This is a genomic window from Proteus sp. fly-1067 (genome assembly GCF_040139345.1).
Taxonomy (GTDB): Bacteria; Pseudomonadota; Gammaproteobacteria; order Enterobacterales; family Enterobacteriaceae; genus Proteus; species Proteus vulgaris_B.
Map to the genome: position 1 here is coordinate 122,087 of NZ_JBEEUL010000007.1, position 25,221 is coordinate 147,307.

General features: G+C 40.0%; 21 protein-coding genes and 2 tRNA genes. 5 read left to right on the forward strand and 18 right to left on the reverse strand.

Going from position 1 to position 25,221, the window contains the following annotated elements:
• Positions 1-7 precede the first annotated feature (7 nt).
• Entirely contained in the window at positions 8-979 is a 972-nt protein-coding gene (locus ABN217_RS11475; protein ID WP_072069558.1) for an HlyD family secretion protein, read from the reverse strand.
• A 234-nt stretch (positions 980-1,213) separates the two neighbouring features.
• Here ABN217_RS11475 and ABN217_RS11480 point away from each other — a divergent pair, with 234 nt between their 5' ends.
• Together ABN217_RS11480 and btsR are read left to right on the forward strand one after the other, a co-directional pair.
• Complete coding sequence (locus ABN217_RS11480) at positions 1,214-2,917, forward strand: sensor histidine kinase (RefSeq protein WP_072069559.1); 1,704 nt, start codon at positions 1,214-1,216, stop codon at positions 2,915-2,917.
• A 2-nt stretch (positions 2,918-2,919) separates the two neighbouring features.
• Complete coding sequence (btsR, locus tag ABN217_RS11485; RefSeq protein ID WP_072069560.1) at positions 2,920-3,636, forward strand: two-component system response regulator BtsR; 717 nt, start codon at positions 2,920-2,922, stop codon at positions 3,634-3,636.
• Between the two features lie 36 nt (positions 3,637-3,672).
• On the opposite strand, the gene ABN217_RS11490 is transcribed toward btsR, so the two are convergent.
• Positions 3,673-4,176 carry a hypothetical protein gene (locus tag ABN217_RS11490; RefSeq protein WP_340894797.1) on the reverse strand — a complete coding sequence of 168 codons (504 nt, stop codon included), beginning with the start codon at positions 4,174-4,176 and terminating at the stop codon, positions 3,673-3,675.
• Between the two features lie 311 nt (positions 4,177-4,487).
• Here ABN217_RS11490 and ABN217_RS11495 point away from each other — a divergent pair, with 311 nt between their 5' ends.
• Both ABN217_RS11495 and ABN217_RS11500 read left to right on the forward strand, forming a co-directional pair.
• On the forward strand, positions 4,488-5,723 hold the full coding sequence (locus ABN217_RS11495; RefSeq protein WP_340894795.1) for an SPM autocatalytic domain-containing protein: 1,236 nt from the start codon (positions 4,488-4,490) through the stop codon (positions 5,721-5,723).
• A 1-nt stretch (position 5,724) separates the two neighbouring features.
• Positions 5,725-6,477 (forward strand): tetratricopeptide repeat protein, encoded by a 753-nt coding sequence (locus ABN217_RS11500; protein WP_197269640.1) that lies wholly within the window; start codon positions 5,725-5,727, stop codon positions 6,475-6,477.
• Positions 6,478-6,575: 98 nt separating this feature from the next.
• Here ABN217_RS11500 and ABN217_RS11505 read toward each other — a convergent pair whose 3' ends face one another.
• The 16 genes from ABN217_RS11505 to rlmE all read right to left on the reverse strand — a co-directional run bounded on the left by ABN217_RS11505 (position 6,576) and on the right by rlmE (position 24,706).
• Positions 6,576-8,459: a DEAD/DEAH family ATP-dependent RNA helicase gene (locus ABN217_RS11505; protein ID WP_072069562.1), complete on the reverse strand. Its 1,884-nt coding sequence runs from the start codon at positions 8,457-8,459 to the stop codon at positions 6,576-6,578.
• Between the two features lie 171 nt (positions 8,460-8,630).
• On the reverse strand, positions 8,631-9,518 hold the full coding sequence (nlpI, locus tag ABN217_RS11510) for a lipoprotein NlpI (protein WP_197269641.1): 888 nt from the start codon (positions 9,516-9,518) through the stop codon (positions 8,631-8,633).
• A gap of 112 nt (positions 9,519-9,630) precedes the next feature.
• Positions 9,631-11,760: a polyribonucleotide nucleotidyltransferase gene (gene pnp, locus ABN217_RS11515; protein ID WP_197269642.1), complete on the reverse strand. Its 2,130-nt coding sequence runs from the start codon at positions 11,758-11,760 to the stop codon at positions 9,631-9,633.
• A 254-nt stretch (positions 11,761-12,014) separates the two neighbouring features.
• Positions 12,015-12,284 carry a 30S ribosomal protein S15 gene (gene rpsO / locus ABN217_RS11520; protein WP_023583571.1) on the reverse strand — a complete coding sequence of 90 codons (270 nt, stop codon included), beginning with the start codon at positions 12,282-12,284 and terminating at the stop codon, positions 12,015-12,017.
• 124 nt (positions 12,285-12,408) lie between these two features.
• Complete coding sequence (gene truB, locus ABN217_RS11525) at positions 12,409-13,362, reverse strand: tRNA pseudouridine(55) synthase TruB (RefSeq protein ID WP_349459431.1); 954 nt, start codon at positions 13,360-13,362, stop codon at positions 12,409-12,411.
• Positions 13,362-13,763 (reverse strand): 30S ribosome-binding factor RbfA, encoded by a 402-nt coding sequence (gene rbfA, locus ABN217_RS11530; protein WP_072069566.1) that lies wholly within the window; start codon positions 13,761-13,763, stop codon positions 13,362-13,364. Before rbfA ends, truB begins: the two co-directional genes overlap by 1 nt.
• A gap of 302 nt (positions 13,764-14,065) precedes the next feature.
• Complete coding sequence (gene infB, locus ABN217_RS11535) at positions 14,066-16,822, reverse strand: translation initiation factor IF-2 (protein ID WP_072069567.1); 2,757 nt, start codon at positions 16,820-16,822, stop codon at positions 14,066-14,068.
• Between the two features lie 22 nt (positions 16,823-16,844).
• Entirely contained in the window at positions 16,845-18,353 is a 1,509-nt protein-coding gene (gene nusA / locus ABN217_RS11540) for a transcription termination factor NusA (RefSeq protein WP_006535691.1), read from the reverse strand.
• Between the two features lie 20 nt (positions 18,354-18,373).
• Entirely contained in the window at positions 18,374-18,826 is a 453-nt protein-coding gene (gene rimP, locus ABN217_RS11545; RefSeq protein WP_196554270.1) for a ribosome maturation factor RimP, read from the reverse strand.
• A 201-nt stretch (positions 18,827-19,027) separates the two neighbouring features.
• Positions 19,028-19,104, reverse strand: a tRNA-Met gene (locus ABN217_RS11550).
• 60 nt (positions 19,105-19,164) lie between these two features.
• Positions 19,165-19,254, reverse strand: a tRNA-Leu gene (locus ABN217_RS11555).
• Between the two features lie 59 nt (positions 19,255-19,313).
• Positions 19,314-19,658: a preprotein translocase subunit SecG gene (gene secG, locus ABN217_RS11560; RefSeq protein WP_036914692.1), complete on the reverse strand. Its 345-nt coding sequence runs from the start codon at positions 19,656-19,658 to the stop codon at positions 19,314-19,316.
• Between the two features lie 165 nt (positions 19,659-19,823).
• The gene (glmM, locus tag ABN217_RS11565) at positions 19,824-21,161 is read right to left on the reverse strand and encodes a phosphoglucosamine mutase (protein ID WP_197269645.1); all 1,338 of its coding nucleotides are present in this window, start codon (positions 21,159-21,161) and stop codon (positions 19,824-19,826) included.
• Positions 21,158-22,000 (reverse strand): dihydropteroate synthase, encoded by an 843-nt coding sequence (folP, locus tag ABN217_RS11570; RefSeq protein WP_349459432.1) that lies wholly within the window; start codon positions 21,998-22,000, stop codon positions 21,158-21,160. The genes glmM and folP overlap by 4 nt, the downstream gene beginning before the upstream one ends.
• 82 nt (positions 22,001-22,082) lie before the next feature.
• A complete protein-coding gene (gene ftsH / locus ABN217_RS11575; protein WP_072069571.1) occupies positions 22,083-24,029 on the reverse strand; it encodes an ATP-dependent zinc metalloprotease FtsH in 1,947 nt (648 codons plus the stop codon).
• 47 nt (positions 24,030-24,076) lie between these two features.
• Entirely contained in the window at positions 24,077-24,706 is a 630-nt protein-coding gene (gene rlmE, locus ABN217_RS11580) for a 23S rRNA (uridine(2552)-2'-O)-methyltransferase RlmE (protein ID WP_036939360.1), read from the reverse strand.
• Between the two features lie 145 nt (positions 24,707-24,851).
• Between rlmE and yhbY the strand changes: the two genes are divergently transcribed.
• Entirely contained in the window at positions 24,852-25,145 is a 294-nt protein-coding gene (yhbY, locus tag ABN217_RS11585; protein ID WP_036914752.1) for a ribosome assembly RNA-binding protein YhbY, read from the forward strand.
• The last annotated feature ends 76 nt before the right edge of the window (positions 25,146-25,221 follow it).

The following is a 25,221-nucleotide window of genomic DNA, read 5'->3' on the forward strand; positions in this document are numbered from 1 at the left end:
TTCGCCCTTATTTATCCCAGCGCCATAACGCACTCATTCCAGGACGTAGTCCCTCAATCGGCGTCACAGGATACAGTCGAATTTCAAACGTTTTTAAATCGAAATCACCCGTTGCTCTTGTCGCTCTTTTTGTTGCGTAGTCACCCATCGGAGCGATATAGCGAATTTCCGCTTCGACTTCTTTGTTGCCCAGAGCAGGAATAATGATAGTAATGCGATCACCTTTGCGAATATCCGCTAAAATATCTTCGCGAAGGTTATAAACAAAATAGGCATCAGGAATGCGAATGAGTGTCGCAAGTGGGCTATTAGCATTAAAAAGCTCACCAATTTCTGCCGGAATTGGCCCAACCTCACCATCAACAGGTGCTTTGACGTGTAAATCGTCTTGTTGGATCTTCAGCTCGATAAGTTGTTGTTCTGCTTGTTGTACCGCAGCCATGTATTTATGACGTAACTCAATGCGATCGCCATTTTTAGCTTCATCTAATTCTGCTTGGGCAGCTCTTACTCGTTGTGATGCAACATCACGACTACGACGTGCATTGTCCAGCTCGGTTGCTGAGACATAACCTTGATTAGCTACTGCGTTAATACGCTGATAATCTCGTGTCGCATTACTAGCTTCTACTTTGGCTTGAGATAACACTGCTTCTAAATTACGAATGCTCTCTTCTCTTGTGCCATGTAGTGATAAATCTAATTGAGCTTGCGCTTGTGCTTTCGCCGCTTCGAGTGCCGCAACTTGTGCATTAAGTTCAGGGCTTTCTAATGTGATCATTAATTGCCCGGCTTTGACATCATCACCTCGCTCTATATGGCGCTCAATTACACGGCCTTTAGCTTTTGAGGCAACAATCACTTCTGGTGCATCGACTTCCCCTTGCAGTAATAAATATTGATTATGCGCGCGGAAAAGTACGGCTAATGCAATTAGTATTAGCATTAATAAAATAAGATAAATGGTTCTTTTTTTCATATAACGATTAGACCTTAATAGTGAAGTAGAACACTCACTGACAGAGTTATATTACACAATAACTCAGAATTTCTTTAAGAATTTTGTGCGCCAGATCACTGATGCAAAGGAATATTTTCTTTGAAAGCGCGATTAAGTTACTCTTATATCAAACTTTATTGCCTAATTAATAGCCCCGTTTTATCTGAACTTTTTATATTAATCAGATGAAAAAGAGAACGGTACTCAATACCTATGTATGAATTTGATCTTATTTTGCTGTTATTACAGCAAATGTGTGTTTATTTAATTATTGCTTGGTTTTTAAGTAAAACACCTCTATTTACGCCGCTTTTACAGGTCACAATAAAGCTACCTCATAAGTTGATGTGCTATGTCATTTTCTCTATTTTTTGCATTATGGGTACCTATTTCGGATTGCACATTAATGACTCTATTGCTAACACTCGTGCGATTGGCTCCGTCTTGGGGGGATTACTCGGCGGCCCATATGTTGGCTTTCTTGTTGGCTTTACGGGAGGATTACATCGTTATTCTCTCGGAGGTATGACAGCACTGAGTTGTATGGTTTCTACTATTGCAGAGGGATTAATTGGTGGATTAGTTCACCGCTATTATGTCAAACGTGGCCAAATGCATCGAATATTTAATCCATGGACTGCGGCAGCGGTAACTTTCTTTGCCGAAATAATACAGATGAGTATTATTTTATTATTAGCCCGCCCGTTTAATGAAGCTCTTGCCTTAGTTAAGGATATTGCAGCACCAATGATTGTTGCAAACACTATTGGTGCGGCAATGTTTATTAGAATATTACAAGATAGACGGGCAATATTTGAAAAATACACCAGCGCTTTCTCAGCACAAGCATTAAAAATTGCCGTTTGCACCGAAGGTATTTTGCGTAAAGGATTTAATCAAGACAATAGCACTCGAGTTGCAAAAGTCATTTATCAAGAATTAAGAGTCAGTGCTGTTGCTATTACTGATAGAGAAAAACTGCTCGCCTTTATTGGCATTGGCGCTGATCACCATTTACCTGGTACCCCTATTTCATCAGAACAATCGAAACAGGCAATTAATAATAATGAAGTTGTTTATGCTGACGGTAATGAAACTCCGTATCGTTGCACTCTTTCTCCTCATTGCAAGCTAGGATCAACCTTAGTTATTCCGCTAAGAGGTGAAAATAACCAAGTCATTGGGACAATAAAACTCTATGAAGCTAAAAATCGCCTGTTTAGTTCAATTAACCGTACTTTAGGGGAAGGTATTGCCAGTTTATTATCTGCACAAATTCTGGCAGGGCAATATGAGCGAAATAAACAATCACTTTTAGAATCAGAGATTAAACTTCTACATGCACAAGTAAATCCACATTTTCTTTTTAATGCGTTAAATACACTACAAGCCGTTATTCGTCGTGATAGTGAACAAGCAAAACAATTAGTTCAATTTCTTTCTGCTTTCTTTCGTAAGAACTTAAAAAGACCGGAAGCAGTTGTGACATTAAGTGATGAAATCGAACATGTAAATGCTTATTTGCAAATTGAAAAAGCCCGTTTTCAAGATCGTTTACAGATTGATATTCACATTCCAGAAACTTTAGCCAATGCTCGTTTACCGGCTTTTTCGCTTCAGCCGATGGTCGAAAATGCAATTAAACATGGAACATCACAGTTATTAGACACCGGAAAGATTACAATTAGAGCGCACCAAGAGCATCATCTGATCATTATTGAAATCAGTGATAATGCGGGGCTTTATCGACCTCAATCTTCTTCCCATGAATTAGGATTAGGCATGAGGTTGGTGGATAAGCGATTAAAATTACGCTATGGCGAGCTTTATGGTGTTTTAGTCGAATGCCAAGCTGATGAATATACAAAGGTGAAAATTTGCTTACCTCTAGAAAAAAGCATGGATAACGTTACATAACAATGAATATATTAATCGTTGATGATGAGCCACTGGCTCGTGAGAATTTACGTTGTTTACTTGAAGTTGAAAAGGATATTCATATTATTGGTGAATGCAGTAATGCTATTGAAGCCATAGGAGAAATACATCGTAAAAAACCTGATGTTGTTTTCCTTGATATTCAAATGCCTCGCATTACTGGACTTGAAATGGTCACAATGCTAGATCCTGAACATCGCCCTTATATTGTTTTTTTAACTGCATTTGAAGAATATGCGATCCAAGCCTTTGAAGAACATGCTTTTGATTATTTACTCAAACCTTTAGAGCAGGAACGTCTCACAAAAACATTAAACCGTTTACGCCAAGGTAATAAACAAAATATTGATTTATTAACCCCGCCAGAAGAACGCTTAAAATGCATTCCATGTACCGGACATAGCCGTATTTGGTTAATGCCAATTGATGAAGCCATATTTGCCACCTCAAGACTCAGTGGTGTTTATGTCACGAATAATCAAGGCCAAGAAGGTTTTACTGAATTAACACTACGTACACTAGAAACACGCACACAATTAGTTCGTTGTCATCGCCAATATTTAGTCAATATGGATTATGTTAATGAGATTATTTTTGGTGATAATGGGCAAGCTGAACTGATCTTACACAATAACAGCCAAATTCCTGTTAGCCGTCGATATCTAAAACCGTTAAAAGAAGCGATTGGCTTAAGTTAATTAATAAAATCCCATAATAAATGAGTATTTAGATAATTATAAGTATTGTTCTAAATACTCATCAAAAACTTGTTGGTACTGCTTACGGTTAAAAATAAGTTGTTTAATCGGAGTAATTCCATGTTCATCAAGCTCTAGGGCATCTTCTCTATCTAATCCATCTTCATAAGTAATATTATTCCATTGCACATAATCTTTCGTAATATCTAAATCACAAGAAATCACAGAGCAATAATCACAACCACAATGGCAACGATATAGCACCAGCCTATTATTATCTAATTGGGTATAAAGTGGTTTAGTACCCAAAAACTGCTCTATTTTGCTACAAATAATTTTATGGCGATCGTAATTAGGGAAATAAGCTTTATCAACCACAATAAGGTCTAAATCAAAGTCTGAAAAGCGCAAATCTGTTTGTTTATCAAATCCCAACCACTCATCCAGGGCTTTACCATCAATATAAAAATTAAAATCTGTATGTTGAGTATTCGCCCCATGCTGAATACAACGTAATTCTAGTTTATTTATTTTATTCATTATAATTTCATACCCTGTTAATAATTCACTTTTTTATTATTACTTAAATCTTATTTATCACCAACGCATTGATAAATATATATTCTTTATTTAACTCAATAAAAATTAAAATATTTACACATAATTTTTAATTAAAAACCACAAGTTATAAACGGTGACTACTAACCTAACCATTAAATCTTAATTAAATAAAAAATAAACAGAAAGTTAATTATTCTAATAAAAACCATAAGTAGACAAATTAAAAGTTTAATTTTAGTTTAATAATAAATTTATTTTTTTAACATAAATCTTAGGGATAAGAGATCATTATGAAAGAGAAAAAGCACTATTCAATTCATAAAGTAGAAGATATGAATATTTACGGTGAATATAACGGAAATTTTTATTATAGTAAATATGGACATCCTGAAGTAACAATATTCGTTGCCCCATCAGGCAGTAAAATCTACCATGAACATGGAGAAACAGACCAAACTTCAACTTTTGGGCATACATTTATTGGTATTAGAGGCTGGGATCCTGTTACCGAAGAAAGGGAAGTTATTACCATCGGTTTTAGCCCTGGTGATAATATGAAGACAAGTGAGGATAATTTTTCATTTAATGATCACCTTCGTTATCCAGATGCATCCACTCTATCAATTAGATCATACAATTGGCCCTTTGCTAAAAATTTTGAAAAACTGTTCACACTATTACATACATATAAAACAGGTGAAAAACTTCCACCAAAATATAATCTTCTTTTTAATAATTGCGGTCAATTCGTTCAACATGTTTTGGATATATCAGGATTTAAAAACATTTATATTGCATTTCAACCAGATGATCTTTATGAGAATCTAAAACATGCAGCAGATAATTATAGAACACCATTAGCTATCGATTTAAATGCTAATGGAATACAAACACTTTCTAGCAATTCAAATATAGCGTTTGACTTTGATAGTAATAAGACTCCTATTCAAACAGGCTGGATCCATCCAGATGATGGTTTTTTAGTTTGGGATAAAAATAATGATGGGGTTATAGATAATGGAGAAGAATTATTTGGTGATAGAAGTTTGTTACCAAATAACACTAAAGCTCAAGATGGATTTTTAGCACTTTCATACTTAGATAGTAACAGGAATAAATTAATAGATAAAGGTGATAATCTTTGGTCTGAATTAAAAGTATGGCAAGATAAAAATTCAGATGGAATAACACAAAAAGATGAACTCTATTCGCTAGATAAAGCTGGTATTAATTATATAGAACTTAATATAACTAAAAGCCATTTCTATGATTTAAATAATAATTTTCATCAATTAGAATCCTTTGTAAACTGGGATAATGGAAATAGAACATTGATTACTGATGTTTTATTGCATCAAAAACCTAATACTGATAATAATAAAATTTCTCAACAATTAATGAACAATATTATCAATGAGATGGCTCGTTTTCCTTCTTCTCATCATAGTGAATCAATCCCAATAAATCAATTTATAAATCCAATTAAAAATACAATTTTAGCAACATCAAATCTATTGGGACAATAGAATGAAAATATTTAATAAGTTATTTTTTAGTTTATTCATTATTAGTAGCTCTTCATTTGGAAATGAATATCCTATTGTTACAGATAAAATGTTAATTTCCGGATATAATAAATTAGAGTTACGGTATAACCCTCAATTACCTTTTATTGCCCCTTATCCTGAAAATAAAAAACTTGTTTTTTCTCTTATTGAAAAAGCAAAAAAAAATAATAATGCTAATGATAGCTATCTCATTGCTTCAATTTTCTTTATTGGATGTTCTAATTTAAAATATAAAATCACTCATGAAAGTGATAAAAATCAATGCGAATTATCACGTCATTTTTTAAATAAAACATTAATATTGGAACCTAATCATGGAGCAGCTCTTTTCTATCAAGCTGCTGTTTTTAAAAATGGGTATGGTGTTAAAAAAGATATTAGCAAAGCAATTAAATACTATGATAAAGCATGCCGAATAAAAGGAAATCGAGTTATTATTGCTTGTGAGAATCTTTTTTCTATCTATTTACATGGTGAAAAAGGTATTCCTCAAGATTTAAACAAAGCTAAAGAATATGCAAAATGGACTGCTGAAAATGGTAGTAAAGAATATCAAGAATATATAAAAAAATGGGATTACATTTTATTTTCTCTAGAATTAAAGACAAAATTAAAAGAATGTAAAAGAAGTGGGATAGATGCATCTATATGCATCCGCAGAAGTAATAATGCACTCATGGAATATGCCAATAAAATGTACCCAATGGAATAACTATTTATCTCTACTTTATAAAAAAACCAGCCAACTTTCATTGACTGGTTTTATTTTTTATCATCAACTCAATTTAAAATTAAGTTAATTACCAACTCTTATTGGTTATGAGAACTGCTACGACGACGTGGAGTACCTTCGTTGTTACGACCACGGAAGTTACCGCGCTCGCCACCACGATCGTTGCTACGCTCACCACCGCGGTCATTATTACCACGACGTTGTGGTTGATCACCATTGTTAAAACGACGACCACCTTGTGGTTGACCATCACGACGGCTATTATTACGACGCTCACGGAAAGGCTGAGATTGAGCATCACCCACTAATTGCATATTCAGTGGTTTGTTCATGATACGTGTACGTGTAAAGTGGCCTAATAAGTCAGTTGGCATACCTTTTGGCAACTCGATTGTTGAGTGAGAACCATACAGTTTGATATTACCAATATAACGGCTGCTAATATCGCCTTCGTTAGCAATTGCACCGACGATATGACGAACTTCAACACCATCATCACGACCCACTTCAATACGGTATAAATCCATTTCACCAGCATCACGACGTTCACGACGAGGAGCACGTTCACGATCGTTATCACCGCGACGACGATCATCACGATCGTTAAATTCACGACGAGGGCGACGAACTGGATCAGGTGGCAGGATAAGCGCACGCTCACCTTGAGCCATTTTCAATAATACCGCAGCCAGTGTTTCCATATCTAACGCTTCTTCGCCTTGTGGCGCTAATTTAGGTAACAGAGCGCGATATTGGTCAAGGTTGCTTGTTTCTAATTGCTGAGCAATTTGCTGTGCAAATTTTTCCTGACGACGTTGGCTGATAAGTTCTGCATTTGGCAGTTCTACTTCAGGGATAGTCATCTTCATTGTACGTTCGATGTTACGCAGTAAACGACGTTCACGGTTATCAACGAATAAAATTGCACGACCCGCACGACCCGCACGACCTGTACGACCAATACGGTGAACATAAGATTCTGAATCCATAGGGATATCATAGTTCACAACAAGGCTAATACGGTCAACGTCAAGACCACGAGCGGCAACGTCAGTTGCAATAAGAATATCTAAACGACCATTCTTCAGACGCTCTAAGGTTTGCTCACGCAGTGATTGGTTCATATCACCATTCAATGCAGCACTGTTATAACCATTACGCTCTAATGCTTCTGCAACTTCTAATGTTGCATTTTTGGTACGTACGAAAATAATCGCCGCATCAAAATCTTCAGCTTCTAAGAAACGAATTAATGCTTCATTTTTACGTGCACCAAATGTCATCCAGTAACTTTGGCTGATGTCTGGACGAGTTGTTACGCTGCTTTGAATGCGAACTTCTTTAGGATCATTCATGAAGCGACGTGTAATACGACGAATAGCTTCTGGCATTGTTGCAGAGAACAGCGCAGTTTGGTGTTCTGCTGGGATCTTACTTAAGATATTTTCAACATCTTCAATAAAGCCCATACGTAACATTTCATCAGCTTCATCTAAAACTAAACCTTTCAGTTTAGATAAATCTAATGTGCCACGATTTAAATGGTCTAATAAACGACCAGGTGTACCTACAACCACTTGTGGCCCTTGGCGTAATGCACGTAATTGAACGTCATAACGCTGACCACCATACAGTGCAACTACATTTACTTTTGGTAAATGCTTAGAGAAATCTTCGATGGCTTCAGCAACCTGAACAGCGAGCTCGCGAGTTGGTGCTAAAACTAAAATTTGTGGTGCTTTTAATGATTCATCAAGATTGTGTAATAACGGCAGGCTAAATGCAGCGGTTTTACCACTACCAGTCTGTGCCATACCTAAAACATCATTGCCGTTTAAAAGGAAAGGAATACATTGTTGCTGAATTGGAGAAGGCTTCTCGTAGCCTAAGTCATTCAGTGCAGTCAAAATAGGTGCTGATAAACCTAGATCAGCAAAAGTCATATCGGTTTCAGTAGTCATGTCACTGTGCCTCATTCATTATGGCAGCCAGTTGACATAACATACCGCATGGTTTGTCGGTCTTTATCATCTAAAATGTGAACTGGCTCAAATTATATTATTAAACGAACAAACAAGCCCTCATCCTATGCAGATGATGGCTTTCAAACTGATCAGAGAAATGTTCGTCAGCTATTGCTGGTCCGATTCCGCTAGGTCTTCTTGTTGGCCTAACAGTGCTAATTCCAACAATGCGTAGCGGTGCTCAACAAAGTTATGTGCGTTGTTGGCAACCGTCAGCTTGAATAACGCTTCTGCGCTATCCATGTCCCCCAGACTTAGGTAATACTTACCTAAATAGAAGTTAGTTTCACTAAGATGCTCAGCGAGCGAAGTGTTATCGGTTGAGGCTTCATGTAGTTTTGACATTAACGCTTTTTCATTAATGTTGCCTAAATAAAACTCAACTATATTCCATCCCCATTGCCCCGTTTTATCCGCCTGCTGGTATCGCTGTTTTAACTGTTGTTTAGCTAAATCAGTGTTTATCTCTTTTTCGACAAGATATAACCAAAGCGAACGAATGGGGTCATTTGGATCGACCTGATAAAACGCCTGCAGATCATCCTGCGCCAATTTCAATCGGCCACCGTAGTATAAAGCGATACCACGATTAAAACGCGCATTATTGTAAGTTGGATCAAGCTCTAAAACAGAATCAAACGCTTCATAAGCAGCATCATAGTTCGCTGCTTGCGTAAAATAGATACCTAGAAAATTAAAAATTTCTAGCATATCTGGTCTTATTGATAGCGCCATTGAAAAATCATTACGCGCTAAAGCTCGTAAACCGAGACTATCATACAGCACACCACGCTCATATAAAAGCTGTGCGTATTCATCTTCGGTTAATGAGCGACTCGCAAGAATTTGTTCTATACGAGCCAATATCACTTCTTGTTGTAAAGAAGGTTGTAATGGAGTGGCGAAAATCGCATTCTGACGCCATTCTGGACTAGTGCTGCATCCGGAAATAAAGATGAAAACAGCAATAGAACAACTGCGCAGAAATGTTTTCATTTCTCACTCCCAAAGTCAGACCTTTCAACAAAAAGCGTTCTGGACGTCCTACTTGTCAATCATAATAAGTCTCTACCGATACCTATGTCTAGATATCGGTAGTAGAATATCATTAATTCGCAGAATCTTCAGAAGAAGTTTCTGTTGCTTCCTGCTGATTAGCTTGAGCTTCTTTCATGCTTAAGCGAATACGGCCTTGGCGGTCAATTTCCAGCACTTTAACTGGAACTTCTTGGCCCATTTCCAAGTAATCACTCACTTTCTCAACACGTTTATCTGCAATTTGAGAAATATGAACCAGGCCTTCTTTACCGCCACCGATAGCAACAAACGCACCGAAATCTACGATACGAGTTACTTTACCGTTATAGATACGGCCCACTTCAACTTCAGCTGTGATTTCTTCGATACGAGCAATTGCCATTTTAGCTTGCTCATTGCTTGTTGCCGCAATCTTCACAGTACCATCATCTTCAATTTCGATAGTTGTGCCCGTTTCTTCCGTTAATGCACGGATAACTGAACCGCCTTTACCGATAACATCTTTGATTTTGTCTGAATTAATTTTGATAGTATGAATACGTGGTGCGAATTCAGAAATATCAGCACGAGGTTGGCTAATAGCATCTTCCATAACACCTAAAATATGTAGACGTGCGCTTTTCGCTTGGTTTAACGCAACTTGCATAATTTCACGTGTGATACCTTCGATTTTGATATCCATTTGTAATGCGCTGACACCGTTACGGCTACCCGCAACTTTAAAGTCCATATCGCCTAAATGGTCTTCATCACCCAGAATATCGGAAAGAACAACAAAGTTGTCGCCTTCTTTTACCAAGCCCATTGCAATACCAGCAACAGATTCTTTAATTGGCACACCCGCATCCATCAGTGCTAAAGAAGCACCACATACAGACGCCATTGAAGATGAACCATTTGATTCAGTGATTTCAGAAACCACGCGAACAGTATATGGGAATTCTTCAATAGTAGGCATTACTGCTAATACACCACGTTTTGCTAAACGGCCATGGCCAATTTCGCGACGTTTGGGTGAGCCCATCATACCTGTTTCACCAACAGAGTATGGAGGGAAGTTATAATGCAGTAAGAAAGTATCAGTATGCTCACCCATGATATCATCAATAGTTTGAGCATCACGCGCAGTACCTAATGTCGCAGTCACTAAAGCCTGTGTTTCACCACGTGTAAACAGCGCTGAACCGTGAGTACGTGGTAATAAACCTGTGCGGATATCTAATGCACGTACCATATCTTTTTCACGACCATCGATACGAGGTTCACCTGCTAATACACGGGCACGAACAATGTTTTTCTCTAAGCTAGAGAATAGATCGTTGATTTCACCTTCATCTAAGGTTTCATCTTCAGCTAATAACGTTGCAACAACTTCATCGCGAATTGCTTCGATTTGTTCATAACGTTCTTGTTTTTCAGTAATACGGTAGGCATCACCGATGCGTGCTTGCGCTAATTCTGCAATACGATCATGTAAAGTTTGGTTAACGGCCTCTGGTGCCCAATCCCATTTTTCTTTACCGACTTCTGCAACTAATGCATTGATATTTTCAATCACAACTTGTTGTTGTTCATGGCCAAATACCACTGCACCTAACATTTCTTCTTCTGATAATAAATCAGCTTCTGATTCTACCATCAGCACTGCACCCGCAGTACCTGCAACCACCAAGTCTAATTTACTTACTTTTAGTTCATCAACGGTCGGGTTAAGAACATATTGACCATCGATGAAACCAACACGAGCACCACCGATAGGGCCATTAAATGGAACACCTGACAGAGCTAATACAGCAGAAGCACCAATCATTGCAACGATATCTGGGTTAACTTGTGGGTTAACAGAAACAACTGTAGCAACGATTTGGATTTCGTTTAAGAAACCTTCTGGGAATAATGGACGTAGAGGACGGTCAATTAAACGTGCAATTAACGTTTCGCCTTCACCTGGGCGACCTTCGCGACGGAAGAAACTACCAGGAATACGACCAGCAGCGTATGAACGCTCTTGGTAGTTCACTGTTAATGGGAAGAAATCTTGACCAGCTTTAACTTTTTTCTTTGCAACAACGGTAACAAAAACAGCAGTGCCGTCCATGTCAACCATAACAGCAGCTGTTGCTTGACGAGCCATCATACCCGTTTCGATTGAAACCGTATGTTGACCGTATTGAAATTTACGAACTGTAGGATTCAGCAAAATAATATCCTTTATCTTATTGTCGCCAGATGTTTAGCGACGATGAATGATCTTTTCTCCGCTACGTCCCCTCGCGACTAATGAAAATCTTTATTTACTACCTAGCAATAAAAACTTTCATTAGCCGCGCGAATTGTCGTAACTAGAGAGACTAAATAACAATCACCACATTAAAACATAACGACTAATATTAAAAATAGCACTTTCTAGTAGAAAAGGGGCCAACAGGCCCCTTTCCACTGAAACTCGCTTGATTAGCGACGCAGACCTAAACGTTCAATCAGTGCAGAGTAACGAGCAACATCTTTACGTTTCAGGTAGTCCAGCAGATTACGACGGCTGGAAACTTTACGTAGCAGACCACGACGGCTGTGGTGATCTTTTTTGTGCTCTGAAAAGTGACCTTGCAGGTGGTTGATTTCTGCAGTCAGCAGTGCAATCTGAACTTCGCTTGAGCCAGTATCGTTAGCATCACGACCAAATTCAGCAACGATTTGTGCTTTCGCTTCAGTACTTAGAGACATAATAAACTCCAATTTAATTAAAATTTTTAGGGTAGCCAATCTCTAATTCAGCTACCCAACTCAGCCACCTAAACAGATAGCCGCATTATTCTACGCTTCAAACACTTTTAGCGCAAGATTGCTATTAAGTGTTATCTTGTGCGCTATAGTCTACAACGACTCTTTTCGGAGCAACTAGGCCATCTTTAATGATAGCAAGACCAATGAATTTTTTTTCATCACCTTCAGTTACTCTCACCCATTCGCCTTCATTGATATCATGATTAACGCGAACAGGCTGTCCCAGCTGGAGATAACCCGCAATAATCGTGGTTAAATTCACGACAGGGAAATGGGCAACAGCGGTATCCATAGGCAATAACAGTGCATCAAGTGCTGTGAAAGGATCTTCTTGTGCAGTTTGTGCATTTTCTATCATCGCTCTTAATTGCTCTAACGTTACCATTCGCTCTTTAGGATAATCTGCAACTTCTAATCGCCGTAAGAAAATAACGTGGGCACCACATTGTAATTTCTCACCGAGATCATCAATGATAGTCCGGATATACGTTCCTTTAGAACAATGAATTTCTAGTTCTAATTCGTCACCTTCCCAGCGAATAAACTGAAGTTCATAAACGGTAATCGGTCTTGCTTCTCGTTCAACTTCTATGCCTTGTCTTGCATATTCATAAAGCGGTTTACCTTGATGCTTTAAAGCAGAGTACATTGAAGGAACCTGCAATGTTTCACCACGAAAGCTCTCTAAGGCATCGTCTAAAGCTTGTTGCGTAAATTGCACTGGGCGCTCTTGGATAACTTCACCATGCGCATCAGAAGTATCTGTTCGTTGGCCTAAGCGGGCAATAACACGATAACGCTTATCCGAATCCAATAGAAACTGTGAAAACTTCGTTGCTTCACCTAAACAAATAGGTAGCATACCTGTTGCTAAAGGATCCAATGCCCCCGTATGTCCTGCCTTACTGGCATTAAACATACGGCGGACTTTTTGGAGTGCGTCGTTAGAGGAAATATCTTGGGGTTTATCGAGTAGCAATACGCCGTTAATCTCACGCCCCTTACGACGACGCCCCATTATTCTTCCTCTTTATGACGACGCTCTTCGTCGTTTTTAACGACATTAGAAACTAAGTTAGACATGCGCATACCTTCAACTAATGAGTTGTCATAAGCAAATGTCAGTTCTGGCACAATACGTAAACGCATTGCTTTACCTAATAATGAACGAATAAAACCTGCCGCTTCATTCAAGGCAGTTAAGCCATCATCAACCATCTCTTCTTCGCTTTTTTCACCACCAGATAAGTTCAAGAAGGTGACAAACACTTTGGCATAAGCCAAATCGCGAGAAATTTCAACGCCAGATACAGTGGCCATTCCAATACGTGGATCTTTCACTTCACGCTGTAGAATGATGGCGATTTCTTTTTGCATTTCCTGAGAAACACGCTGACTACGGCTAAAATCTCTTGCCATTTTATCTCTCCCGGACAATAGGGTATTGCCCTGATTGTCACTATTAATTCAGATCTAAAATCAATGATATCTAAAGAGTATACATGAAGTGGTATTTAACAACCGCTTTCTCTGATTTCTTTCTTTAGAAATAAAATGTTTCTTTGTTGCTATTTTACCCTGTTATCCCACTTTCATAAATTACTGAAAGCCAATCTATTTCGGTTATGTTGAAAAATGAAGAGGAAAATAAAAGAGAATACAGCAAAGAAGGGAATAAGAAGGGAGCCGTTAAGCTCCCTTTTAAAACAAGACGTACTAGATTAATCAATAGAACGTTTGATTTCGATAACTTGGAATACTTCAATCATGTCGCCAACACGAACATCATTGTAGTTTTTCACACCGATACCACATTCCATGCCGTTACGCACTTCGTTGACATCATCTTTAAAGCGACGTAATGACTCAAGTTCGCCTTCGTAGATAACCACGTTATCACGTAGAACACGAATTGGGTTATTACGTTTGATGTTACCTTCAACCACCATACAGCCCGCAATTGCGCCGAATTTTGGTGATTTAAACACATCACGGACTTCTGCAAGACCCATGATTTCTTGTTTATATTCAGGAGCCAACATACCGCTCATTGCCAGTTTGATTTCGTCAATCAGGCTATAAATAACGGAGTAGTAACGTAAATCAACACTTTCTTGTTCAATGATACGGCGAGCAGATGCATCTGCACGAACGTTGAAACCAAGAATAATTGCGTTAGAAGCAGCCGCTAATGTTGCGTCAGTTTCGGTGATACCACCTACGCCAGAACCGATAATTTTCAGTTTAACTTCGTTAGTAGACAGTTTAACTAATGCATCAGTAATCGCTTCACAAGTACCTTGAACGTCTGTTTTCAGAACGATGTTCAGTTCAGAGGTTTTACCTTCTTCCATGTTAGCAAACATGTTTTCCAGTTTAGATTTCTGCTGACGAGCCAGTTTAACATCGCGGAATTTACCTTGACGATATAATGCAACTTCACGCGCTTTCTTCTCATCACGAACAACCGTTGCTTCGTCACCTGCAGAAGGAACGTTAGACAGACCTAAAATCTCAACTGGCATTGATGGGCCAGCAGATTGAACGTCTTGGCCTAATTCGTTACGCATTGCACGAATACGACCGTATTCGAAACCACAAAGAACGATATCGCCTTTATTCAGTGTACCTTCACGAACAAGGATAGTTGCCACAGGGCCACGGCCTTTATCGAGATAAGATTCGATAACAACACCGCTTGCCATACCTTCTTTAACTGCTTTCAGTTCAAGAACTTCAGCTTGTAAAAGAATCGCATCTAGCAATTCGTCAATACCTAAACCTTGTTTTGCAGATACATGCATAAACTGAGTTTCACCGCCCCACTCTTCTGGCAGGATGCCATATTGAGACAGTTCAGTTTTCACGCGATCAGGATCAGCTTCGTGTTTATCGATTTTGTTCACAGCAACAACAACAGGTACGTTTGCAGCTTTTGCGTGTTGAATAGCTTCGATTGTCTGAGGCATTACACCATCGTCAGCCGCAACAACCAGAACAACGATATCCGTTACCTGAGCACCACGAGCACGCATTGATGTAAACGCGGCGTGGCCTGGAGTATCCAGGAAGGTGATTTCACCTTTATCTGTTTTAACGTGATAAGCACCGATATGCTGGGTGATACCACCCGCTTCGCCTGATGCAACTTTTGTTGAACGAATGTAGTCCAGTAATGATGTTTTACCATGGTCAACGTGACCCATGATAGTCACAACTGGCGCACGAGATACGGCACTTTCTTCGCCAGTATCACGATCACTCATGACTTGTTCTTCTAACTCGTTTTCACGACGTAAGATAACTTTGTGGCCCATTTCTTCAGCAACAAGCTGTGCAGTTTCTTGGTCTAAAACCTGGTTAATGGTTGCCATAGCACCCATTTTCATCATGGTTTTGATAACTTCAGACCCTTTTACTGCCATTTTGTTAGCAAGTTCAGCAACAGAAATAGTCTCACCGATAATAACATCACGGTTTACAACAGCGGCTGGCTTATTGAAGCCTTGTTGTAATGAGCTACCTTTACGTTTACCTTTCTTGTTAGTACGGCCAGCAGCACGTGCTTCTTCACGATCTGCTTTTTCAGAATGGCGGTTGTTTTTCTTAGGACGAGGAGCCTTAGCATTGCGACCACGACCACGGCCACCTTCAACTTCAGCATCACTTTCATCTTCTGCATCACGAGCATAACGTGATGTTGTTACATGATAGTCTGAGCCTTCAGTTTCTGGTGCTTTAGGTTCAGCAGTCCATTTTTCAGCATTCTCTTCAGCTAAAAGACGTGCTTTTTCTGCTGCAACTCGTGCTTCTTCTTCCGCTTTACGGCGCTGTGCTTCTTCCGTTTTACGCTTCAGTTCAGCCTGTTCAGCATTGCGACGTGCTTTTTCCTGATCTGCTGCTTTATCAGCTTTTGGTTTATCGTTTTGTTTCACTTTATCTTTTTCCGCTGCTTCGCGCTTAGCTAATTCCGCTGCTTCACGTTTTGCTTCTTCAGCTTCACGTTTCGCTTTTTCTTCGGCGTCTTTCTTTGCCTTTTCAGCTTCACGTTTTGCTTTTTCTTCAGCTTCGCGCTGTGCTTTCTCTTGTGCTTCGCGCTGGGCTTTTTCTTCGGCTTCGCGATGCGCCTTTTCTTCCGCTTCACGCTGGGCTTGCTCATCCGCTTGCGCTTTTTCAACGGCGTCACGGTTCACATAAGTGCGTTTTTTGCGGACTTCGATGGCTACTGATTTACTTTTGCCACCTGTACCAGGAACACTTAACGTACTACGCACTTTACGTTGTAACGTTAACTTTTCTGGTTGGTTGGTTGATACGTCTTTATCACGATTCAACCAAGCCAGTAAGGTTTCTTTCTCTTTTTGGGAGACAGAATCAGAGACGGTCTTCTTAATACCGGCATCAGCAAACTGCTGTACCAAACGTTCAACCGGTGTCTGAATCTCTTCTGCCAGTGATTTTACTGTTTCATCTGTCATTCTGTTCCTTCCTGCTCAGTTGTTACGCATCATTCCCAAACCAGCAGATATTACGTGCGGCCATAATGAGTTCGCCTGCGCGCTCACTATTTAAACCTTCAATATCAGTTAGGTCGTCGATACCCTGTTCGGCAAGATCTTCCAGTGTGCAGATACCACGGGCAGCTAGATCAAATGCTAAAGAGCGCTCCAAGCCTTCGAGAGCTAATAAGTCCTCGGCTGGCTGGTTATCGCCTAGGCTTTCTTTTTGAGCCAATTCAATCGTTGTTAGTGCTGCTTTTGCTCTTTCACGTAGAGCTTCAACGGTGTCTTCATCTAATCCGTCAATAGCCAGCAGTTCACTGATTGGCACATAAACTAACTCTTCAAGGGTAGAGAAACCTTCTTCAACTAAAACAGTTGCGAAGTCTTCATCAATGTCGAGATGCTTAGTAAATATTTCAATGGCTGCGTTTGCTTCTGCCTGATGTTTCGCATTCAGTTCATCAGCAGTCATGACGTTTAATTCCCACTTGTCATCACCACGATGTTTTTTCAGTAACTGAGCTGCCAGACGTACGTTTTGACCATTACGGCCAATAGCCTGAGCAAGGTTACTGCTTTCAACTGCAACATCCATTGTACATTTGTCTTCATCGACAACAATAGAAGCAACATCTGCCGGAGCCATTGCATTAATCACGAATTGTGCAGGATTATCATCCCATAAAACAATATCAATTCGCTCGCCGCCCAGTTCACTGGAAACGGCTTGTACACGTGCGCCACGCATACCAACACAAGCACCCACTGGGTCAATACGCTTGTCGTTAGTTTTTACTGCGATTTTGGCACGAGAACCTGGATCACGCGCTGCAGCTTTAATTTCAATGATTTCTTCGCCAATTTCTGGCACTTCAATGCGGAAAAGTTCAACCAGCATTTCAGGGCGAGAACGCGTCACGAAAAGTTGTGCACCACGAGTTTCTGTACGTACATCGTATAATACACCGCGTAAACGGTCGCCTGGACGGAAGTTTTCACGCGGCAACATATCTTCGCGTAAAATAACAGCTTCTGCGTTATTTCCTAAGTCTAAGGTGATGTTTTCACGGTTTACTTTCTTCACAACACCCGTGATAATTTCGCCTAATTGTTCGCGGAATTGATCAACAACCATCGCTCTTTCAGCTTCACGTACTTTTTGTACGATAACTTGTTTTGCAGTTTGTGTTGTTATACGGTCGAAAGTAACTGATTCAATCTGATCTTCAATATAACCACCTAGTTCGATACTAGGATCTTCATATTGAGCAGCTTCAAGTGTAATTTCACGAGTAGGCTGAGTCACTTCATCTACAGCGACCCAACGACGGAATGTATCAAAGTCGCCGGTTTTACGGTCGATACATACGCGAACATCAATTTCTTGCTCGTATTTTTTCTTAGTTGCTGTCGCTAGTGCGGTTTCCAGTGCTTCAAAAATCTTTTCACGAGGAAGAGATTTTTCGTTAGAGACCGCTTCCACAACAGCCAGAATCTCTTTGTTCATCCTAGTTGCCTCTTCAAAACTTAAAAGTGGGGTACCAGGTTAGCTTTCTGGATGTTGCTCAGTGCGAACACTTCGTCTTTACCATCCACAGTAACCGTGATCATTTCGCCAGCGACAGACTTAATAATGCCCTGCCATTTACGGCGGTTTTGCATTGCAATTCGTAATACGATAGCGGCTTCTTCACCGATAAATTGCTCATAATGCATTGCAGTGAATAAAGGTCGTTCTAAACCAGGAGAAGAAATCTCAAGGTTATAAACTGTTTGAATTGGATCTTCAACATCCAGTACAGCACTGACCTGGTGGCTAACATCAGCACAATCATCAACAGTGATACCGTCTTCACTATCAATATAGATGCGCAATGTTGATTCTCGGCCACGAATAAACTCAAGACCGACAAATTCAAAGCCTAATGCTTCTACTGGTGCTGAAATCATCGCTGTTAATTTTTGCTCTAATGTGGACAAACCCACCCCCAAGGCATAAAAAAAGGGCCTATAGCCCAGTATTCTATTCTCTGATAACAAAAAACCCCGAAATTCGGGGCTTTATGCAACTGGACCCTGTAACTTGCCATTCGAGAATAACCTCTTCTTACAGCACATTCCACTCAGGATCATAATCGGTTCAAAAGATGATTAATGAGAAAAGTGCTGTATTATTAGAAGTGGTTGCGGGGGCCGGATTTGAACCGACGACCTTCGGGTTATGAGCCCGACGAGCTACCAAGCTGCTCCACCCCGCGTTCGAAAAACGTGGCAAATTTTACGCTGATAACAAGCAAAACGCAAGCTATCTGGAATAATGGTGCCGAGAACGGGACTTGAACCCGTACGCCCGTTTTATAGGCACTACCACCTCAAGGTAGCGTGTATACCAATTTCACCACCTCGGCACTTTAATGAGACTGTTATTGCGTAAATATTAACAATCTCATTTAAATATTTACTTAGTTTACTGCGGAATATCTGTATTTGCTGGCGCTACAGGCGCTGCTAATTGCTCAGCTTTTTTAGCTTCTTCTGTAGTCTGCTCGATAGACATCCATTTGCTGTCTTCACGCACAGTTTTATTGGCACTTAGATTACCTAAAATAAGGGCAAGTACAATAAAAGCTGTCGCTAAAACAGCGGTCATACGGGTCATGAAATTAGCTGAACCGCTTGAACCAAATACTGTACCGGAAGCACCTGCACCAAAAGAAGCGCCCATATCAGCACCTTTACCCTGCTGTAACAGGATCAAACCAACTAGCCCTGTTGCTACAATGATAAGAATAACAATGAGTGCCGTATACATTTGCGTTACCTTTTCTATGGAACTTATCGTATTAACGATAACCTTCGATTGCTTCACCCGCTTTAGTTCAAGACCTTACTAAGCGGGTGTGAATACTAACCAAAGCTGAACTGACAAGCAAGGTTATTTTGCGACAAAGTGATTGATTGAAGAAAAAATCATCAATTAGCCTACGTGCTTCACAGCGTCGGCAATACGATTAGCCATCGCTGTAACTTGTTCTTCATTTTCGCCTTCAACCATCACTCGAATTAAAGGCTCTGTGCCTGATTTACGTAACAGTACACGTCCTTTACCTGCAAGTTCTTCTTCAACCGCTTTAGCGACTTTCTGAACTTCAGGTGTTTGTAATGGATCATGACTTCCAGTGAAGCGAACATTCACTAAAACTTGAGGTAATAGTTTCATGCCACTGCATAAATCATGCAAGCTCATATGGTTACGAACCATTGCACTTAAAACTTGTAAGCCTGCAACAATACCGTCACCCGTTGTTGTTTTATCCAATAAAATAATATGACCTGAGTTTTCAGCACCTAAACGCCAACCTTTTTCTTGTAATTTTTCAAGCACATAGCGGTCACCCACTTTAGCTCGTACAAAAGGAATACCTAGTTGTTTAAGTGCAATTTCCAATCCCATATTACTCATCAGTGTACCAACGGCACCACCACGTAATTGGCCTTGGCGCAACGCTTCTCTTGCAATAATATAGAGAATTTGGTCACCATCAACTTTTAAGCCTTGATGGTCAACCATAATAATACGGTCACCATCACCATCGAATGCTAAACCAACGTCTGCACCTTCTTCAAGTACACGTTGTTGCAACATACGAACATCGGTTGCACCGCATTCAGCATTAATATTAATACCTGTTGGTTCACAACCAATCGTAATAACTTCTGCGCCTAATTCACGAAATACATTAGGTGCAATGTGGTATGTTGCACCATGTGCGCAATCAACAACCACTTTTAAGCCATTTAGGTTATTTTCGTTAGGGAATGTGCCTTTACAAAATTCAATATAACGACCTGCCGCATCCACGATACGATTTGCTCGACCCAACTCTGCTGATTCAACACAAGTAATTGGCTTTTCCATTTCGGCTTCAATAGCTTCTTCTACTTCATCTGGTAATTTTGTGCCATCAATAGAGAAGAATTTGATCCCATTATCGTAATAAGGGTTATGAGAAGCTGAAATCACAATCCCTGCTTCAGCACGAAATGTACGTGTTAAATAAGCAACCGCAGGTGTTGGCATTGGTCCCGTAAATGAAGCTGATAATCCCGCTGCGGCTAAACCTGCTTCTAATGCAGACTCCAGCATATAGCCTGAAATTCGAGTGTCTTTACCAATAATGATTTTACGAGAGCCGTGACGTGCTAATACTTTGCCCGCAGCCCAACCCAGTTTTAATACAAAATCAGGTGTAATTGGACTATCACCTACTTTTCCACGGATACCATCTGTTCCAAAGTATTTACGTTCGCTCATTCATTATTTTCCTTTGCAGAAAGAGTCGCTTGTACGACTTTCATCGCATCAACTGTCTCTTTAACATCGTGTACACGAATAATTTGTGCGCCTTGCATTGCCGCAATAACAGCACAGGCCACGCTACCAGCAACACGCTCTTGTGGTGGCACATTCAATAGTTGTCCAACCATTGATTTGCGTGATATCCCAGCAAGTATAGGTAGACCAAAGTGATGAAGTTCACTTAAGTGTGCTAATAATTGGTAATTATGCTCTAAATTCTTACCAAAGCCGAACCCTGGATCAAGAATAATTTGATTTTTTTCAATACCAGCATCAATGCAACGTTGAATATTTTCTCGTAAAAAACAATCCACATCTATCATCACATTCTCATAATGTGGTGATTGTTGCATAGTTTTAGGGTCGCCTTGCATATGCATAATACACACAGGTAAACCCGTTTTAGCTGCGGCTTCAAGCGCTCTTGGTTCTTGTAAAGAGCGAATATCATTGATAATTGAAGCCCCTACATTTGCCGATTCAGTAATCACTTGAGCTTTGGATGTATCAACAGAAATCCAAACATCAAAACGCTGACGAATTGCTTCAACAACAGGAACAACACGCTGTAACTCTTCATCTATAGAGACATCATTTGCGCCTGGTCTTGTCGATTCACCACCTATATCGATGATAGAAGCCCCTTCAGCAATTAATTTTGCTGCGTGGTTAACCGCATCATTAAGTGAATTATGAGTGCCACCATCAGAGAAAGAATCCGGAGTGACATTCAAAATCCCCATAACTTGAGGTGTTGATAAATTAAGTTCTCTTCCTCTAGCAATTAATTTCATTTCATTGATACCTTCATAAAAAAACCCCAGAAACCTGGGGTTTGTATTTATAGCTTACTCAATATGTATAACCCAATGAGGATTAGTGAGTATTTTTATCAGAAGGCGTATCACTTTCTGACTCAGGCTTATCTTTTGGCTCACTTGCCACATGCGTTTGTGTCGGCTGGGCTGTAGTTGTTGCATTACTATTGCCATTATTGCCTTCCCAACCAGCAGGTGGGCGAACATCACGACGATTCATCAAATCATCAATTTGAGGCGCATCGATAGTTTCATAAGTCATCAGTGCATCTTTCATTGAATGAAGAATATCAAGATTATCCATTAAGATCTGACGAGCACGAACGTAGTTACGATCAACAATAGCTTTAATTTCTTCATCAATAGTACGAGCAGTTTCATCAGACATATGCTGCGCTTTCGCAACAGAACGACCTAAGAATACTTCACCATCTTCTTCTGCGTACAGTAATGGCCCTAATTTTTCAGAGAAGCCCCACTGTGTCACCATGTTACGTGCAATATTTGTTGCTACTTTAATGTCGTTAGATGCGCCTGTAGAAACATGTTCAACACCATAAATGATTTCTTCTGCTAAGCGTCCACCATACAGTGTTGAAATTTGGCTTTCTAATTTCTGACGGCTAGCACTGATTTGGTCACCCTCAGGTAAGAAGAAAGTCACACCTAATGCACGCCCGCGAGGAATAATCGTCACTTTATGCACAGGATCATGTTCTGGTACTAAACGTCCAATAATCGCATGACCGGCTTCATGATAAGCTGTTGATGCTTTTTGTTCTTCCGTCATCACCATGGAACGACGTTCAGCACCCATCATTATCTTATCTTTTGCTTTCTCAAACTCGACCATTGAAACAACACGTTTATTACCGCGAGCAGCAAATAAAGCAGCCTCATTAACTAAGTTAGCTAAGTCTGCACCAGAGAAACCTGGTGTACCGCGTGCTAAAATTGCAGGATCAACATCTGGCGATAAAGGTACGCGACGCATATGGACTTTAAGAATTTGTTCACGTCCACGAACATCAGGTAACCCTACAACCACTTGACGGTCAAAACGGCCAGGACGGAGTAACGCAGGGTCTAAAACGTCAGGGCGGTTAGTTGCCGCAATAACGATAATCCCTTCATTTCCTTCAAACCCATCCATTTCAACAAGCATTTGGTTCAGTGTTTGCTCACGTTCATCATGACCACCACCTAAACCAGCACCACGCTGACGCCCTACGGCATCTATTTCATCGATAAAGATAATACAAGGCGCGGTTTTTTTAGCTTGTTCGAACATGTCACGAACACGTGAAGCACCAACACCCACAAACATTTCAACGAAATCAGAACCTGAAATGGTGAAGAATGGAACTTTTGCCTCGCCTGCAATGGCTTTCGCTAATAACGTTTTACCTGTACCAGGAGGCCCCACCATCAGAATACCTTTAGGGATTTTACCTCCTAATTTCTGGAAGCGACCTGGATCACGTAAATATTCAACTAATTCGCTTACTTCTTCTTTTGCTTCATCACAACCAGCAACATCAGCAAAGGTTGTTTTGATTTGGTCTTCCGTCAACATGCGAGCCTTGCTTTTACCGAAAGACATCGCACCTTTACCGCCACCACCTTGCATTTGGCGCATAAAGAAAATCCAAAGACCAATAAGTAATAGCATTGGGAACCAAGACACAAAAATTTGAGTCAGAAGGCTTTGACCTTCAAGTGGTTCACCCGTTACTTTTACATTACGGTTCATTAAAGTGGTCAGCAGGTTATCATCACGCATAGGCATATACGTGCTGTACTTTGAGTTATCTGTTTTAGTTACATTAATATCATAACCACTTATGCTGACCTCGCGTAATTGGTTATTAGTTAACTCATTGATAAAGGTAGAGTAATCCACCTTACGACTATTCGAATCGCTGGGTCCGAAGCTCTGGAATAATGACATCAAAACGACTGCAATAACTAGCCAGAGGATCAGGTTTTTCGCCATGTCACTCAAGGGATTAACCTCATATTACAACTGTGTTAACAAATAGCTTTAGGGTACTAAAGTTTACGCCCTGTGGCTACAATATATACCTCACGAGAACGAGACCGCGAAGCGTCTGGTTTACGAACTTTCACTTTCGTAAACAGGGAGCGTATTTGCCCCAGGTACTCATCAAAGCCTTCTCCCTGAAACACCTTGACAATAAAACTTCCCCCGGGAGCCAGTACATCACGACACATATCAAGTGCTAACTCTACTAAATACATGGATCGAGGAATATCGACCGCGGGTGTACCGCTCATGTTTGGAGCCATGTCAGACATGACAACCTGGACTTTATTTTCACCTACTCTATCAAGCAATGCCTTCAACACAAGTTCATCACGAAAATCGCCTTGAAGGAAATCGACTCCGACGATAGGATCCATAGGCAAAAGGTCACATGCGATGATTCGACCTTTGCTTCCTAACTGCTGTACAACATATTGAGACCACCCACCTGGGGCTGCTCCTAAATCGACAACGGTCATACCTGGTTTAAAAATATTGTCACTTTGCTGAATTTCTTCCAGTTTAAACCAAGCACGAGAGCGAAACCCTTTTTTCTTTGCTTGCTGAACATATTTATCACTAAAATGTTCTTGTAACCAGCGACTAGAGCTTGCAGAACGTTTCTTATTGGCCATTGCGTTTTCCAACTATCATACACTTAGCTATCAAAATTTTTACTCTTTCACTCATTTAACCTCGTCTTAACGACATTTTATGGTGATAAGTGAGAGATGGCGTTAGAATAGTGTGTTTTCAATCCCAACAAAGCAAAAATTAATGATGACTCTTAACAAAAAACAAATTCAACACCTGAAAGGGCTCGCTCATCACCTGAATCCAGTCGTTATGATTGGTAACAACGGGTTGACTGAAGGCGTTCTTGCAGAAATTGAACTCGCTCTGGCACACCATGAGCTTATCAAAGTCAAAATCGCAGGCGAAGATCGAGATGTTAAAAACTTGATCGTTGCAGCGATTGTACGCGAAAGCGGTGCACAGAATGTACAAGTAATCGGAAAAATTCTTGTTCTTTATCGTCCTTCAGAAGCACGCAAGATTATTTTACCGAAATAATACTTGTATTTTTATATAAAAATGCCATAAGTAACTCTATGGCAAAAAAGGCCTTTTAAGGCCTTTTTTATATTAC